This window comes from Paenibacillus mucilaginosus 3016 (assembly GCF_000250655.1).
In the GTDB taxonomy this organism is placed as follows: domain Bacteria; phylum Bacillota; class Bacilli; order Paenibacillales; family NBRC-103111; genus Paenibacillus_G; species Paenibacillus_G mucilaginosus.
In genome coordinates this window covers 7,013,898-7,029,039 of sequence record NC_016935.1, presented here as the reverse complement: position 1 = coordinate 7,029,039, position 15,142 = coordinate 7,013,898, and the positions used below count along the sequence as shown (strand labels likewise).

Below are 15,142 nucleotides of genomic sequence, written 5' to 3'. Positions count from 1 at the left end.
CCCGATAAGATTCATACTGGACAAATCTGGAATCCTGGCCTATGTTCATCTTGGAGCTTGGGAAGAGGGGAGAGGAAGCTCATGTGGAGCCGTATCAAACCGAAGAAAATGTACTTGACCATCTTTCTGTACTCCTGTGCCGCCGTCAGCCTGCTCACCCTGATGTTCACCTGGTTCCTCAGCGGGCAGTTCGTCCGGACGGCCCTGGAGGAGATGGACAAGTCCCACGAGGCAAAGATGAAGCAGGTGATGAAATCCTCCGAATTCACTCTGCAGCAGCTGCGCCAGTTTGCCCTCCGGATCTATTCGGATGAGAGCATCAAGCTCTGGCTCAGCATGGAGAAGGGCGCAGAGGCACCGTTGGCCTTAAGCAAGGCCGCTACCAGCGTCAGGGAGTTCATGAGCAGCGAGCCCTTTATCCACGCCATTTATTTGATCAACTTCGATCTCGACCGCATTTACACCTCCGACTCCAGCATTTATTCCACCCAGGATTTTTACGACCCCGCCCTGCTGGACTACATTCAACATCAGACCACCCCGTATCTGCAGTACGTGAACCATGAAGTGGAGGGAGAGACGTATCTGGCTCTGGTCGTTCCGTCCGCCGGGCCCCGTCAGAGCTACCAGGGCTATGCGGCGATCCTGTTCAGCAAACCGCTGCTGAAGGAGTACATGCTCCAGGTCTCGGACGAGGATCAGAACAAGCTATATATAGAAGGAAAAAACGGAGAGTACATTCTCGGCAATGCGGACCCTGCGTTAGCGAAGGAGCTGAGTGCCGTGCAGGTGCCGGAGGGAGCGGCAGGCTGGAGGTGGGAGTCCGGAGGGGAGACCTGGTCCATCCGCTCGGAGCAGCTTCCTATCGAAGGCTGGAAGGTGTATCACCTGTCCCCCCTCTCGTTGTGGCAGGCGAAGGTTGCCAAGATCCGGCTCGAGATTATCGGTTCTTCCGTACTGCTCCTGGCCGCGCTGCTGCTGTTCCTGTACTGGCAGTCCTACCGGAGCCTGAAGCCGCTCAGCGACCTGGCCGCCCACGTTAAGAGCCGTCTTGGCCAAGGGGACCCGGTCAACCAATCCCCGCTTGCCGGGAACGAGATGGCGCTGCTTCACTCGGGGTTCCAGTCCCTGGTGGAGCGGATCGAGCAGCTCGATCTGTCGATGAAGAGCAGCCAGGCTTTGATCAAGGACGATTTTCTGCGCCAGTGGATTCTCAGTCCGAGGCCTTCGAAGCCCGTGCGGGAATTCATCGAAAGCCGGACGCCCCTGCTCCGTGCGGGATGGTTCCGTATGGCCGTCATCCGGCTGGAGTCGTACGGACGCTTCACTGAGCAGTATGATTTCGCTTCACGGAAGCTGCTGCGTTTTTCGATAGGGAACATCCTGTCCGAGGTGCTTGCGAATCAGGGTTATGCTGCGGAAACCGTGGACTTCGGCTCCGACCACATTGTGGCGATCCTTGCTTCACCTGCTTCGGAGGGGGAGTGGGAGCAGGTCATCGCCGCAGCGGAGGAAGCACGGGTGCAGATCCGGCAGTGGCTGAAGCTTGAGGTGCAGGCGGCCGTCAGCCCGCGGCTCGATGCGGAGGAGAACCTGCCGCAGACCTACCACCAGCTCTACGAGTTGACGCTGCTGCGGTTCATCCACAGCGGAGAGGACAAAGTGTATACCCGGGAGGACCTGGAGCGGTACGAACGGGGCCGGGGCAGTGAGCTGGACGAAGCGCTGCTGAAGCAGGTGATCCACTCCGTACAGCTCCGCAATGAGAAGGCGCTGGAGGGGTACTGGGACCAGCTCACCCACCAGATGCGGGAGCTGAGCTACGAGGAATGCCGATTGCAGCTGACGCACATCATTTATACGATCATGAAAAGCTTCAAGCATCACAGCGTCCTCCACGGGATGAAGAGCATCCATTCGTTCCTAGACCAGTTCGCCACCCTGGGGGAAGTCCAGTCGTGGATGTACCGGGAGATGCTGAAGATCATGGACAGCCATCGCAGGAAGAGCGGCTCGAACCGAAAGGAAGAGGTCGCTGCCGAGATGATCGATTATGTGCGCAACCATCTGCACGATCCGATGCTCTCCGTGGATGACATCGCCGCCCACGTCTCTATGTCGGTGAACTATGCCCGGCAGATTTTCAAGGACCAGTTCGGGAGCTCCTTGTCCGATTTTATCGCCGGCCAGCGGATCGATTATGCAGCCAAGCTGCTGACCACCACCGACTGGACCGTAGCGGAGATTACGGAGCAGTCCGGGTTTCAGACGAAAAGCACCTTCTTCGCCGCCTTCAAACGGGCCACCGGCATGACGCCGAACCAGTACCGTATGGAAAAGTCAGCCGGAGCCTCATCATGAAAATCCGGACTCCTCACAGTGAAATCACGGACTCCGCCCCTGGCGTAATCAGCCGTACCGATGAGTAAAAACCGGACTGTACGGACCGCCGGCTACCGGTTTATGATGCAGACACCAAGCGGAGCCGGCAGCAGGGCATGGGGGCGGCAGAGAGAGAACGGCCCGGCAGTAAAGAAGGCTCCGCTGGTCTACGAAATTCAGGAGGGGTTGCGATGAGAAGAGGAAGAGGGGCCCGGGGGCTTGCCTTGACAGTGGCGCTGATGCTGGCGGGAACGATGGCCGCGTGCAGTTCCGATGAAGCGGGGCCTTCCGGCAAGGGCGGGGAGGAAGGCGCCTCCGGTAAATTGAATGCGGTTACACTGAAAATCATGTTCCCGGGAGATCCGCCCGCAAACTGGAGCGAAGTGAAGGGCGAGCTCGAGAAGCGGCTGGCCGATTCGCTGAACGTCAAGCTCAATGTCGTGTTCATCCCCTGGGCGGATGTCATGCAGAAGCGGCAGGTCGCTCTGTCCTCGGCGGAAGACTACGACCTCATCTGGGACAACAATCCGGTACAGAGCATCGCGGCCGGCCTCTACGAACCGCTCGACGAGCTCATCGAGAAATACGGGCCCGACATCAAGAGCACCCGCTCCCCGCAGCTGCTCGAGGCCAACAAGGTGAACGGCAAGCTGTATGCGGTGCCGCTGGAGGTGAATTTTATCCGTCCCTGGACGTTCGTCATCCGCAAGGATATCCGGGAGAAGCTCGGCGTCCCGCCGATCAAGAGCTATGACGAGCTGGTCCGGTTCATGTATACGGTCAAAGAGAAAGTGCCCGGGATCACGCCGTTCATTCCCAACGGATCGGAGCATGTGGGAGTCCGGACGGCCGGGATGCTCGACCCGGGGGCGAATCTCGCGCCTGTGCTGAATTATGCCGGATTGTACACCAAGGGCAATGACGGGAAGGTCTACAATATCTTCGATGACATGGACCCGATGATGATGAAGAACTTCGAGATGAACCATAAGTTCTACAAGGACGGAATCTTCCCCAAGGATGTTCTGCTGCTCAAGAACGGGGAGTTCTCCAAGGGCAAAGCGGCGGTCACGACCTTCTTCGACTTCGGCGTCAATCTCGGTACCCGTACCGGCCTGGAGAAATCCGTTCCTGGCGCCACCGCGGAAGCGTTCAGCCTGTATGATCCGGGGATGAAGCTCAGCTCCACGTACAAGGCGGGCAACTACATTGCGGTGCCGGTGGTCAGCAAGAACAAGGAGCGGGCGATTCAATTCATCAATGCGCTGAATCAGAAGGACAACTACGACCTGCTCGCCTACGGCATCAAAGGGAAGAACTGGGAGGACGCCGGGGAAGGCCTGTACAAACCGATCAAGGAAAATCCGTACACCGGCATTCCGTTCGCGTGGGGCTGGAATCCCAAGCTCGACCGTATTGACGCCACGATGGACGAAGAAGTGATTAAGCTGAACCAGTGGGAGCGGGATCCGAACAACTTTACGGCGGACATTCTCTCCGGGTTCACCTTCGATCCGAGCCCGGTCTCCAATGAGATCGCCCAGCTCAGCAGTATGAGCAAGGAGCTGTTCGAGCCCGTCGTGCTGGGGGTGATCGAGCCGAACGAGGGCTTGGCAAAATTCAAGGAGAAGGCCTACGGCCATGTGAAGAAGATCCAGGCGGAATATCAGAAGCAGCTTGATGCGTATTTGGCCGGCAAAAAGAAGTAGGGCTTCGCGGCGCACATGGGCGGGCGCGGCTGCATCCGCGGGAGAACGGCCAGTCTGCGGGAAGCCTGGCTTAGCGGGAGGCTGCATACGCGGGAGGCCTCGCCCTGCGGGGGAGCCGCCGCATCCGCGGAAGTCTCGCCCAGCCGGAAGCCTTGCATCTACCGGCGGCAGCGCACGCAGGCCGCCGGTCTTTTTGCTGCGCGCTGCCGGGGTTGGAAATGAAAGGGGAGCAATAGCATGGGTGTGGTCCGGGAGCTCCGGAAGAACAAATGGCTGTATGCCATGGCGCTGCCCGTCGTGGTGTACGTCTTTATCTTTTCTTATATGCCGATGTCCGCCCACCTTCTGGCGTTCAAGCAGTTTATCCCGGTGAAGGGGCTCTGGGGGAGGCCGGTGGGTGGGGCTGGATAACTTGATGTTTTTTTCACGGGTCCGGACTGGCTGGCAGTCACCTTGAACACCGTATACCTCAACCTGCTGTTCATTATCGCGGGTACGTTCTTCTCGCTGCTGATCGCTCTGATGCTGAATGAAATCCGGCTGGTCTGGTTCAAGAAGGCCGCCCAGTCGCTGGTGATCCTTCCGCATTTTATCTCCATTATCGTCGTCAATCTGATGGTGCTGAACTTCTTCAACGGGCAGGACGGCATGATCAATAGGATGCTGCGTGATGTGGGACTGGAGACGGTCGACTGGTTCCAGACGCCGTCCGTATGGCCGCTGCTGTTAACGGTCATCTTCGTCTGGAAGGGGGCCGGGTGGGGCTCCATCATTTATCTGGCGACCCTCACCGGGTTCTCCGAGGAATATTACGAGAGCGCCCGCATCGACGGGGCCAAACGGTGGCAGCAGATCTGGTACATCACCCTGCCGCTGCTCCGGCCGACCATCATCGTGCTGACGCTGCTGGCGCTGGGGCGGATTTTCTACGGGGACTTCGGGCTGATCTACGGCATCATCGGGGACAATTCCCTGCTCTTCAAAGCGACGGATGTCATCGACACCTACACCTACCGGGCGCTGCGGGACGTCTCCAACATGAACAGCTACAGCAATGCGGCCGCCGTGGCCTTGTTCCAGTCGGTGATGGGCTTCATCACCATCCTGTTCTTCAACGGGGTTGTCCGCCGGGTCGACCCCGACTCGAAGCTGTTCTAGAGAGGAGCCTTGCGCATGCCGGCCAAACCACAAGACGCATCCGGGTGGGCTCTGTCCGCCGCGGCCTATGTGTTCATCGGGATGTTTTCCCTGCTGTGCTTCATTCCCTTCTGGCTCGTGTATATCGGATCGTTCACCGCGGAGCACCAGATTGTGAAGGGATTCCAGCTGCTGCCGACCGAGTTCTCGCTGGACTCCTACCGCTTCCTGCTTCAGGGCAGCCAGGTGTACCGCAGCGCTATGGTCTCCATCGTCGTCACAGTGACGGGGACCGTGGGAGCGGTGCTCCTCACGTCCATGTTCGCCTATGTAACGGCCCATCCGAGGGTGAAGTACCGCAATGTGCTCGCCTTCTACATTTATTTCACGATGCTCTTCGCCCCAGGTCTGGTGGGTTATTATCTGCTGATCTCCAACTGGCTGGACCTGCGGGATTCGATCTGGGCGCTCATCCTGCCGCACCTGTTCTCGGCGTTCAACGCCTTCCTCATGACCTCTTACTTCCGTACGCTGCCTTTCGAGCTCAATGAAGCGGCGACCGTGGACGGAGCGCATGAGCTCTATATCTTTTTCCGGATCATCTGGCCGATCTCCATGCCCGTCATCGCCACGATCACGCTGTTCTATGCGCTGTCGTGCTGGAACGACTGGTTCAATGCGCTGATGTTCATCGACGATCCGACCAAGCATCCGCTGCAGATGATGCTGCGCAGAATCGTGTCCACTTCGCAGAACCTCGATTACCTGAATGCGAATGTGAACATCTCCCCGGCCGCCGCCGGCGTGCAGCTTTCGACGGTATGCATCACGATCGGCCCGATCATTTTCCTGTACCCGTTCCTGCAGCGCTACTTCATCAAGGGCATGACGATCGGCGCGGTCAAAGGGTAACGAATTTTTGCGGTACAGGCACGGATAGGCGGACACCCACATAAAATGGTACTAATCTCTGGCGGAAGAAGCCGCACCACTGGGCCGGCCTCTCCGCTGCTTTTGCGAAACCATGAGGGGGTGCCTGAAGTGCCTGGATTCTTTACTGCCGTTGCCCTGTTCATCAAAGAGTTGATGCTGCTCGTCTCGTATGTCAAGAACAATGCTTTCCCCCAACCCCTGGCGGAGGATGACGAGGAGAAGCACCTGAAGCTCATGGCCCAGGGCAACCAGCATTCCCGCAACCTGCTTATCGAACACAACCTTCGGCTGGTCGCGCACATCGTGAAGAAATTCGACAACACCGGAGAGGACCTGGAGGATCTCATATCCATCGGCACCATCGGCCTGATCAAGGCGATCGAGTCGTTCTCGCCCGACAAGGGCACGAAGCTGGCGACCTTCGCCGCGCGGTGCATAGAGAACGAGATTCTGATGCATCTGCGGTCGCTGAAGAAGACGCGCAAGGACGTGTCGCTGCACGACCCGATCGGCACGGATAAGGAAGGCAACGAGATCACGCTGATCGATATCCTCGGCTCGGAGCACGACGACGTCGTGGAGAAGGTGCAGCTCAAGATCGAAAAGAGCAAGATCTACAAGAACCTCGATATCCTCGACGAGCGGGAGCGGGAAGTGGTCGTCGGCCGCTTCGGGCTCGAAGCCGGCGGGGAAGAGCGGACGCAGCGGGAGATCGCGAAGGAGCTCGGCATTTCGCGGAGCTATGTGTCGCGGATCGAGAAGCGGGCGCTGATGAAGCTGTATCATGAGTTTTATAAGGCGAAGCGGTGAGAGGAAGGCAGGCGTACCGATCATGGGCGCCTGTTTTTGTTGTGTTGTGGAACCCGACTTTGGTCCAGCTTCAGGGGGGACTGAAGTTGGTTGTTCCTTTCTTTTTGGCTTCGTATAATCAATTTGAATGGGAAGGATACATATTCTAAAAATGACAATAAAAGGTGTACGTGCAATGTGCCCGCAGTTTGCGGTCCGGATTCCCTTAGGAGGAGGTGTAAGGTGAAAAAGTTAATCGAATTCAAGAACGTAACGAAAGAATACAACATAGGCGAAGTGCCGATCAAGGCCCTGAACGGCGTTGATTTTATCATCAACGAGGGCGAATTCGTCGTAGTTCTTGGTGCAAGCGGCGCCGGCAAAAGCACGATTCTGAATATACTTGGCGGCATGGATACGGCTACCTCGGGTAAAGTGACGGTCGGCAGTCAGGATCTTACCGGCTTGAACGAGAAGAAGCTTACGGCATATCGCGCTGAGAAGGTAGGCTTTGTCTTTCAATTCTATAACTTAATCCCCAATTTGAACGCTTTGGAGAACGTTAAATTCGCCGCTGAAGTCTGTAAAAACCATCTGGATGCCAAAGAGATATTAACTAAAATCGGGTTAAAGAACCGGATGAACAACTTCCCGTCCCAGCTCTCCGGAGGAGAACAGCAGCGAGTCGCCATAGCCCGTGCTGTTGCCAAAAACCCTTCGCTACTGCTCTGCGATGAGCCCACCGGCGCGTTGGATTATGTGACCGGCAAGTCCGTATTGAAGCTTCTTCAGGATTTGAACAGGGAAACGAAAACGTGTGTTGTGCTGGTCACGCATAACGCCGCCATTGCGCCGATGGCGGATAAAATCATTCGGGTGAAAAGCGGAAAAATCGAAAGCGTAACGGTCAATGAGCTCAAGCAAAGCGTCGAAGGGATAGAGTGGTGATGAACTTATTCAAGAAATTGCTACGGGATATCAAGCAATCGATCGGCCAATTTCTTGCCTTAGTGCTGGTTGTCACCGTAGGCGCTTTTTTCTACACGGGGCTGGTTACGCTAAGCAATAATTTGAGCGCTTACACGAAGGACTACTTTCAAGCGCATCATTTAAGCGACTTGAACGTCTACTACGAGCACATTTCCAAGCAGGACACGGCGGCGCTTGGCAACATCGAAGGGATCAACAAAGTTGAAGGACGCTACACCTTCACTGCGACTCAATCCTTTGACGACACGAAAGCGACCTTAAAGATCCATTCGATCCCTGCGGGCAATATCATGAATACGCCTGCGATCATAGAGGGCAGCATTCCGTCCGGCAAGGATCAGCTCTTGCTGGATTCCCATTACGCCAGGGAACATCAGTACAAAGTCGGGGATCAAATCAAGGTAAGTGTCAATGACAAGGATGTGGCGTTCATCATCAGCGGCTTGGGCGAGAATGTGGAATATGCCAAAAAGAACGAAACCCAAGACCATAAAACGTCTGGATTCGCCTATATGGCTGAAGCGGGAGTTCCCCGAATCGCAGGAAGTCTTTACTATAATGAAGTTTTGATCGATGCGGCAGAAGGGGTCGATGTAGACCAGTTAGGTCAAACCATTGAAGCGCAATCCAAGAAACTTTCCTATGTAAGCCAAATAAGCAAGGAGCGGACATTCAGTTATTCGCAGCTCCAGCAAACCATCCATAACAATCAATTGATGAGCAGGGTTATTCCGTTGGTTCTCTTTATCATCGAAGCGATCATTCTCTTCCTTACCATGTCCCGGATCATCGATTCGCAAAGGAACCAAGTTGGCATTATGAAGGCACTGGGAGTGAAGAACAGCAGCATCATGCTCCATTACATGGGATTCCCGGTGCTTGTCGGCATCATAGGCTCCATTCTTGGCTGCGTCGCTGCGGCCAGCCTATTCATTCCATTGATTGAGGCGTCGAATGCCAAAGCCTACTCGCTGCCGAACATCGCCTTCTCCCTATCCTCCTTCTCGGTCATTCTGCCCATCCTGTTCTCGAGCGCATTCGGCATGCTGTCTTGTTACTTGAGCGGCATAGGCATTCTGCGTGAACGCGCAGCGCAGGCAATGCGGCCTAAACCTCCGAAGAAGATGAAGAAGCTGCTCATCGAACAGTTTCCGGGGATCTGGAGACGCCTTTCCTACAGCCACAAGCTCATTTTGAGAAACATCTTTCTTCATAAGCAAAAGGCGTTAGCAAGCTCCGTCGGCGTTGTGGTGAGCACCGTGTTATTGATCACTGCTTTCGGGACGCAGACGTCTTTACAAAGGGTGGCCGACCAGATCGAGGAGGTGAATACCTATGATCTGAAGGTAGAATATACGAGGGAAGCAGAGCTGCAGAAGCTCCGGCTGCCCGCCGGGATTGAAAGCAGTTATCATCAATCGGCCCTTCCCGTGGAATTCATCAAAGGCGATCATCATGAGAACGCCACGTTGATCGTTACGGAGAAGGATAATGATCTCATTCACTTTTTCGACGAGAACGACAATCCGACGGCGCTTGAGGACAGCGGCGTGCTGGTACCCAAATCGTATGCGGGCCACTATCAGGTTGCGGTAGGGGATGCGATCCGCATCAGATTCACCGATCCGTCGTTTGCGAATAAAACGGTTGATATGAAGGTTGCGCAAATATCCAACCAGTATTCGAATTCCTCGTTCTATTGCACGATAGCGTATCTTAAGAGCTTTGGCATCGACTACCAACCAACCTCGCTTCTAGTGAAAGCCGGCAGCGCCGCAGACCTTACTTCCGTCCGCCAGTTCTTCGAACAAGATAAGCAGGTAGATACCATCCATGACAAGAATGATTTGAAAGAATCCGCACAATATATTCTGAAGCAAAATCGTTTTATCTTTGTCCTGTTTATCATCAGTGCCGTCATTCTTTCGTTTGGTGCCATCTACACGATATCCTCCATCAATATTTATGAAAGGAATCGCGAGCTTGCCACTCTTAAGGTATTGGGTTATCCCAAAAGCAAAATAAACCGGCTTATCTTCGTTGAGAACATGATCCTCACCACCTTTGCGGTCATTGCAGCACTGCCGATCAGCGGCTGGATGTATTCCATCATTGTTGAGGCGCTGTCGAGTACCCATCAGCAAATCCCGGATCAACTCAGTCTGTTGGTTATCCTGGTATCCGTCATTCTTGCCTTCTTGCTCACCACTCTCTCTAACTTGCTGCTGCGGAGAAAGGTGTCCCGAATCCATATGATTGAATCGTTAAAAAGTATAGAGTAATGGAAAGCGGCTCTTCGGATGATCTGGAAGAACAAAACCTTCTTTACTGTCCCTGTTTCATATGGAACGGGACAGTAAAGAAGGTTTTTATTGTTTTACGGCGGGTTAGTCATGCTTATCTTTGCTCCACCATGCCTTGAAGGAATACCGCGAGCAGCTTCGCGGCTTCCGCTCTCGTGGTAGGGCCCTGCGGGTCAAACTGCCGGTTGTCTTTGCCGGCAATGAAGCCCGCTTGGTACAAGGCGCTGACCGCATCGGCCGCCCAAGAGCTGATCAGGTGCTGGTCGGCAAAACCGGCGTCACCTGCAGCAGACGGCAGGGAGTAACCGGTCAGACCGGCGAACCGGTTCAGCATGACGCACAGTTCCTCGCGGCTGATTCGGGCATCGGGCCGGAACTGTCCATCCGCGTCTCCTTCGACAAGCTTCTGCTGGGCAGCCCACGCCACGTATGGCATGTGCCAGTCGCCCGCCTGGACGTCCGTGAATGCCGAAGCCGTGAAGCCGGAACCATCGGCATGGGCGATCCCTGCCAGCAGCTTGACGAATTCGGCCCGCGTGATGCTCGCATCGGGAGCGAAGGTGCTGTCGCCGGAACCGGAGGCGATGCCGCGCGCAGCCAGGTAGGTCACATAGCTGTCCGCCCAATGTGCGGATGTGTCGTTGAAGCTGACTTTGTTATAGCTTACGGCATAGGTGCCGAGATGATCGGTCAGGAAGGACGCCTGTCCATCACGCGGGCTGAAGGCCGATTGCGGGAGAAGGTGCGGCTTGCCGTTCGCATCGATCTCGCTGACCCCAAGCGCATTCGTATCTTCCCCTTGCGCCGCTTGATAAGGGATCTGGATGCCGATGCGGCTTCCGCCGAAGCTCTTGATGCTGGAGGTTCCGGAGAGAAGGGTCACCTGCAGCGCAGGTCTTGTGCCGATCAGACTCTTGGCTTCGTCAGCAAACTTAGCGGTGTCCGCTGGAGCCATCCCGATCCGGATCGCATCTCCCGCCGTGTTCTCCAAACGCTCCAGCACGTCTTTGCGGAGCGTGACAGTTCCGAACGAAGTTGTGATGGCGACTTCCTTCGCTTTGCTGTCGGCCAGCTTGCCGATTGCTTCTTTGGAAAGGGTAAGCTCTACCGATTTCGCCTGCTTGGCAGGTTCGGCTTTCAGTTCCGCGACCATGCCTTCTCCGGTCTGGGAATTGACTTTGCTCAGCAGATCGCTCAGCTGGGAAGCCTGCAGTTCGGCCGCTGCTCTTCCGTTCTCGTCCACAGCAGCTGGGACAGATACGCTCATCTTATGCCGGTCGCCCTCGGCCGGCAAAGCACCGTCAGCCGGCTTTGTACCTTCGGCTGGCTTTGGATCCGCAGCCGGAGCAGAAGGGGAGGAGGAAGAGTTGTCCGAGCCGGAGGACGACGATGTATTCTCAACCGCTACCTGGATCCGGTCGGACAGATAGCTGACATTCGCTTTATACTGGCTCGGCAGGCCTGCCGTCTCTACGGAGGCGAACTGTCCTGTCCGCTGATCCTTGGCATGGGTCAGGATGGTCATAACGCCGCCAGGCACATAGGCATCCGTAAAATTCAGACGCAGCTTGCCGTTCAGCTGGGCCGCACCTTTAATTTCCAGCAGATCCTGGGCGCCGCCGACGTTCAGCTCGAGCGTACCGCCTGCAGCCTGCGTATAATTCCCGCCGATGGTCATGCTGCCGGAAACCTGTTCCGCCAAGCTTCCTTCGTTAACGGCAACGTCGCCGGTTCCGAAGGCGGACGGGGATTCGCCCACGAGCAGGCCGCCGAGGATCTGCGTGCCGCCGGAGTACGTGTTGCCGCCCTGCAGCTTGAGCGTACCCGAGCCTGCCTTGGTCAGCTTACCCGTACCGGAAATATCGTTGCGCCAGCGGTCGGCCGCATGGAAGCCGCCTTGGTAGGCGTCCATGGTTACGGTGACATCCTGGTGGAAGGCGCCGTATCCGTCCGCAGCCGCAAAGAGGTTGAGCCGTCCCCAGCCCTCGGGGTCATCCAGCACCGGGTAACCGGAAGGCAGGCCAGTCGTGGCCAGTACCTCGCGGCGCTGCGGGCCATCCAGGTAAGGCAGACGGGTCTCCAGCAGCACCTCGGCGCCCTTCGGTACGGTCATGGGCTTGGAGGTGTCGCCGATCTGGCTGAAGCCGTAGGTCAACCGCTCGGTATACTGCGCCTTATTCTTCGCATAATCGCTGAAGCGGTCTTCCGCCGTACCTGTTTGCGTGAGCAGCTTGGCGTGCGCTTCGTCATAAGCGGCCTGCTTCACCGCGGCATTGTCGGGGTCGGCCAGGATCGCAGCCGACAGTGCCGTCGCCATGATCCTTCCGCCCATGACATCCATCGGGGAGTGCATCCCGGATGCAATCCGGCTGCTGCCCATCTCCGATGCCCGCGTCAGCAGCTCCTGGTACCGCTCGGGCACGGCATAGGCCATCGCGAATGCGCTCAGATACGAGGCGTTGGTGTGTCCGCTCGGATAGCCGCCGTCGGTTTCCGGTGTCTTGCTGATGGCAGGCACCAGCGAAGGCACGATGATCGACGTGCCGGCCCAGCGGAACGGGCGCTTATAGGCATAAAAGTTTTTGGCCGGGTTCGTGGACGAGTAGTTGCCGCGCAGGGTCTTGACCAGCGTTACGATCCGGCCGAAATTCGAGTTCGGGTCACCGGCATCGGTTCCGCCGTCATCGTACTTTTTCGTGGTGGTGTCGGCGGGGATGTCGTTGATCGTTGTGGTGGCGCCCGCGTTCGTGCGGTATACGTCGGTGAGCGAGCCGAGGCCGTCGATGACGCCGTAGCTTTGCTTTCTGCGGTCGTCGTAATAAGCCATATCGGCTTCGGCCTGGGTCCGCTTGGCGGCAATGTCAACCACCTTCTGAATGTTGGCGTCGAGCACGCTGCTGTTCAGCTTGGTGCCGTTATCCCAGGAGCTTCCCGGTGTCCAAAGCTCGAGGAACTGGGACAGCATCCCGATGGCCGCATTGGAGGTCGTTGTATTGTTCGCCGCCTGATTCGTTTTGTAGGAATCGACGAAATGTCCCCAGGCCGGCGCGGGAGGAAGATACACAGATGAGGATACGGAGGCTGCCGGTTCTGCCAAGGGGATGGACGGGATGGCCTCCGCGCTGGCGAAATGCGCTGGAATCGTTTGGAGCAGCAGGGTCAGGCTTAACGCGGTGGATACGGTTTTTATGGTTTTCATGTGTTGTGTCTTCCTTTCGGCTCGGCTATATCTTTTTGCGCTCCGTTATGCTTCGCATAAAGGTCGCTACCAAAAAGATATAGCCTCGCTGGTATAGGGTAGTGCATCCGCCTATGGCTTCGCATATCCTCGCGGTTAAATTTGTAAGAGATGCTTCGCATAAAGGTCGCTATCAAAAAGATACAGCCTCGCGGGCATATGAAGTGCATCCCATGCCTATGGCTTCGCATAGCCTCGCAAACAAACTCACTTCGCAGGCAAAGCTTTATAGACCAGACCCAGCTTGTCGATGGTATCGCCTGAGCGTCCGAAGAAGCCGGCGATATAGCTGCCTGCCGGGGCGGTCAGTGTGGTGGCGGTGCCGCTCTTCGTACCGGCGGAGACCTTGCGGCCTTGGTTCGTGGTCAGTTCCAGATAGAACACGCGGCTGCTTTCGTTGTACGTATTCTGGTACAGGAGCGCGCTGACGAAATATTCCCCGCTGCCGAGGATAAGCGATGACGCATTGCCGCCGGTTCCGCCGCTTGTCAGCACCGTTCCGTTCGCATAGGACATCGACACCGCGTCCAGCCGGCTTGCGCCTCTTAAGGTGACCGAGGCCGGTTGGCTGGCCGCCGGGGAGGTGCTTGCCAGGAAGTTGAAGGGGGTTCCGCCGTCTCCGCCCACCAGGTCGCTGTAGATCAGGCCGCCGCCGGTGGAGAAGGAGAAGTTCGCGCTGACGGCATAATGGTCGGACAGCTGGTGCCCGGTGGAGTCGGTAAAGTAAGTATCCTCCACCTTGTAGGCATTCGTCTGCAGCGATACGGCAGCGCCGCTTCGGTAGAAAATTTTATCGACCACTTCGTTGTCCGGACTGGTCGACCCCGGCGTGCCCAGCAGTGCTGCGGAGCCCATGGCCGGATAGCTGCCGCCCCGGATCTGCTCGATCCAGGCGTCTTTCATGCCCAGTCTGTCGACGAACAGCGACTTCAGCTGATCCTCCGACCTGGTGTATCTGCAGTTGGTGTCGCCGAGCACAAGCACGGCGTGACCCTGCGAATTCGCCTCGATGTAGGCGGCCAGCTGGGTCAGATTGTCGCGTCTGGCCTCATTCGAGAGCGTATCGGTGTTCGCGTCGGCATGAAGATTGTAGACGTCGATATAAGCTCCGTCGGCGATCTTGACCTGCGTATAGGTGAACCCTTTAGGGGTCAGCTCGTCCGAGCCGTTATCGAAGAGCCCATGCCGCTTGTTCCAGGTAACCCGTTTCAGATCGTACAGCGGGTAATGGGACAAGGTGTTCAGGCCGCTGCCGATCCCGGCGCCGCCGGAGGTAGGCGTACGGTAGGGATGGGTATCGCTCGCATAGAGCGAGGCGTGATAATTGAAGTCCTCCTGCACGTTCACCACCTCATAAGGAGCGAGCTTGGCGCCGATCATCGGGGTATACTTCTCCGGATCGGCACTGCTGGACAGGATGGCCGGCAGCCCGCCTATGTTATAGGACAGGACATCGAAGCTGCCCGCAGCCGCATGGGCCGGTTTCACGGGGCCGCCAGTCATTCCCAGAGGGAGCATAACGCTCGCCGCCAGCGCGATGGGCAGCACCTTTCGCCAAGGCATCATTGTTCTTTTCATCACCCTTCTGCATGCAATTTGGAACTACGACATCAATCTAGCATCCGGGGAAAGGGGCCTCAATAGAACAATTTCCGCATGAT

10 protein-coding genes are annotated in these 15,142 nt (G+C 56.7%); 8 read left to right on the top strand and 2 right to left on the bottom strand.

Annotated elements, in window-relative coordinates; genetic code table 11:
* Positions 1–81: 81 nt before the first annotated feature.
* The 8 genes from PM3016_RS28930 (at position 82) to PM3016_RS28900 (ending at position 10,222) form a co-directional block, all read left to right on the top strand.
* A complete protein-coding gene (locus PM3016_RS28930) occupies positions 82–2,361 on the top strand; it encodes a cache domain-containing protein (protein ID WP_014371892.1) in 2,280 nt (759 codons plus the stop codon).
* 212 nt (positions 2,362–2,573) lie between these two features.
* Positions 2,574–4,091 (top strand): ABC transporter substrate-binding protein, encoded by a 1,518-nt coding sequence (locus PM3016_RS28925; protein WP_014371891.1) that lies wholly within the window; start codon positions 2,574–2,576, stop codon positions 4,089–4,091.
* Between the two features lie 237 nt (positions 4,092–4,328).
* Entirely contained in the window at positions 4,329–4,502 is a 174-nt protein-coding gene (locus PM3016_RS40375) for a hypothetical protein (protein ID WP_238540347.1), read from the top strand.
* Between the two features lie 42 nt (positions 4,503–4,544).
* A complete protein-coding gene (locus tag PM3016_RS28920) occupies positions 4,545–5,249 on the top strand; it encodes an ABC transporter permease subunit (RefSeq protein WP_238540346.1) in 705 nt (234 codons plus the stop codon).
* A gap of 15 nt (positions 5,250–5,264) precedes the next feature.
* Positions 5,265–6,140 carry a carbohydrate ABC transporter permease gene (locus PM3016_RS28915; RefSeq protein ID WP_013919983.1) on the top strand — a complete coding sequence of 292 codons (876 nt, stop codon included), beginning with the start codon at positions 5,265–5,267 and terminating at the stop codon, positions 6,138–6,140.
* Between the two features lie 129 nt (positions 6,141–6,269).
* On the top strand, positions 6,270–6,971 hold the full coding sequence (gene sigK / locus PM3016_RS28910; protein WP_013919982.1) for an RNA polymerase sporulation sigma factor SigK: 702 nt from the start codon (positions 6,270–6,272) through the stop codon (positions 6,969–6,971).
* 222 nt (positions 6,972–7,193) lie between these two features.
* Positions 7,194–7,898, top strand: a complete 705-nt coding sequence (locus tag PM3016_RS28905; RefSeq protein WP_014371889.1) for an ABC transporter ATP-binding protein — start codon at positions 7,194–7,196, stop codon at positions 7,896–7,898.
* A complete protein-coding gene (locus tag PM3016_RS28900) occupies positions 7,898–10,222 on the top strand; it encodes an ABC transporter permease (protein ID WP_014371888.1) in 2,325 nt (774 codons plus the stop codon). Before PM3016_RS28905 ends, PM3016_RS28900 begins: the two co-directional genes overlap by 1 nt.
* A 115-nt stretch (positions 10,223–10,337) precedes the next feature.
* Here the strand turns inward: PM3016_RS28900 and PM3016_RS28895 are convergent, their stop codons facing one another.
* Complete coding sequence (locus PM3016_RS28895; RefSeq protein WP_014371887.1) at positions 10,338–13,442, bottom strand: S-layer homology domain-containing protein; 3,105 nt, start codon at positions 13,440–13,442, stop codon at positions 10,338–10,340.
* Between the two features lie 246 nt (positions 13,443–13,688).
* Positions 13,689–15,047: a jacalin-like lectin gene (locus tag PM3016_RS28890; RefSeq protein ID WP_014371886.1), complete on the bottom strand. Its 1,359-nt coding sequence runs from the start codon at positions 15,045–15,047 to the stop codon at positions 13,689–13,691.
* Positions 15,048–15,142: the final 95 nt, after the last annotated feature.

Coding starts and splice junctions, on each gene's coding strand:
- PM3016_RS28930 (WP_014371892.1), top strand. CDS start 82: ATGTGGAGCCGTATCAAACCGAAGAAAATGTACTTGACCATCTTTCTG.
- PM3016_RS28925 (WP_014371891.1), top strand. CDS start 2,574: ATGAGAAGAGGAAGAGGGGCCCGGGGGCTTGCCTTGACAGTGGCGCTG.
- PM3016_RS40375 (WP_238540347.1), top strand. CDS start 4,329: ATGGGTGTGGTCCGGGAGCTCCGGAAGAACAAATGGCTGTATGCCATG.
- PM3016_RS28915 (WP_013919983.1), top strand. CDS start 5,265: ATGCCGGCCAAACCACAAGACGCATCCGGGTGGGCTCTGTCCGCCGCG.
- PM3016_RS28900 (WP_014371888.1), top strand. CDS start 7,898: ATGAACTTATTCAAGAAATTGCTACGGGATATCAAGCAATCGATCGGC.
- PM3016_RS28895 (WP_014371887.1), bottom strand. CDS start 13,442: ATGAAAACCATAAAAACCGTATCCACCGCGTTAAGCCTGACCCTGCTG.
- PM3016_RS28890 (WP_014371886.1), bottom strand. CDS start 15,047: ATGATGCCTTGGCGAAAGGTGCTGCCCATCGCGCTGGCGGCGAGCGTT.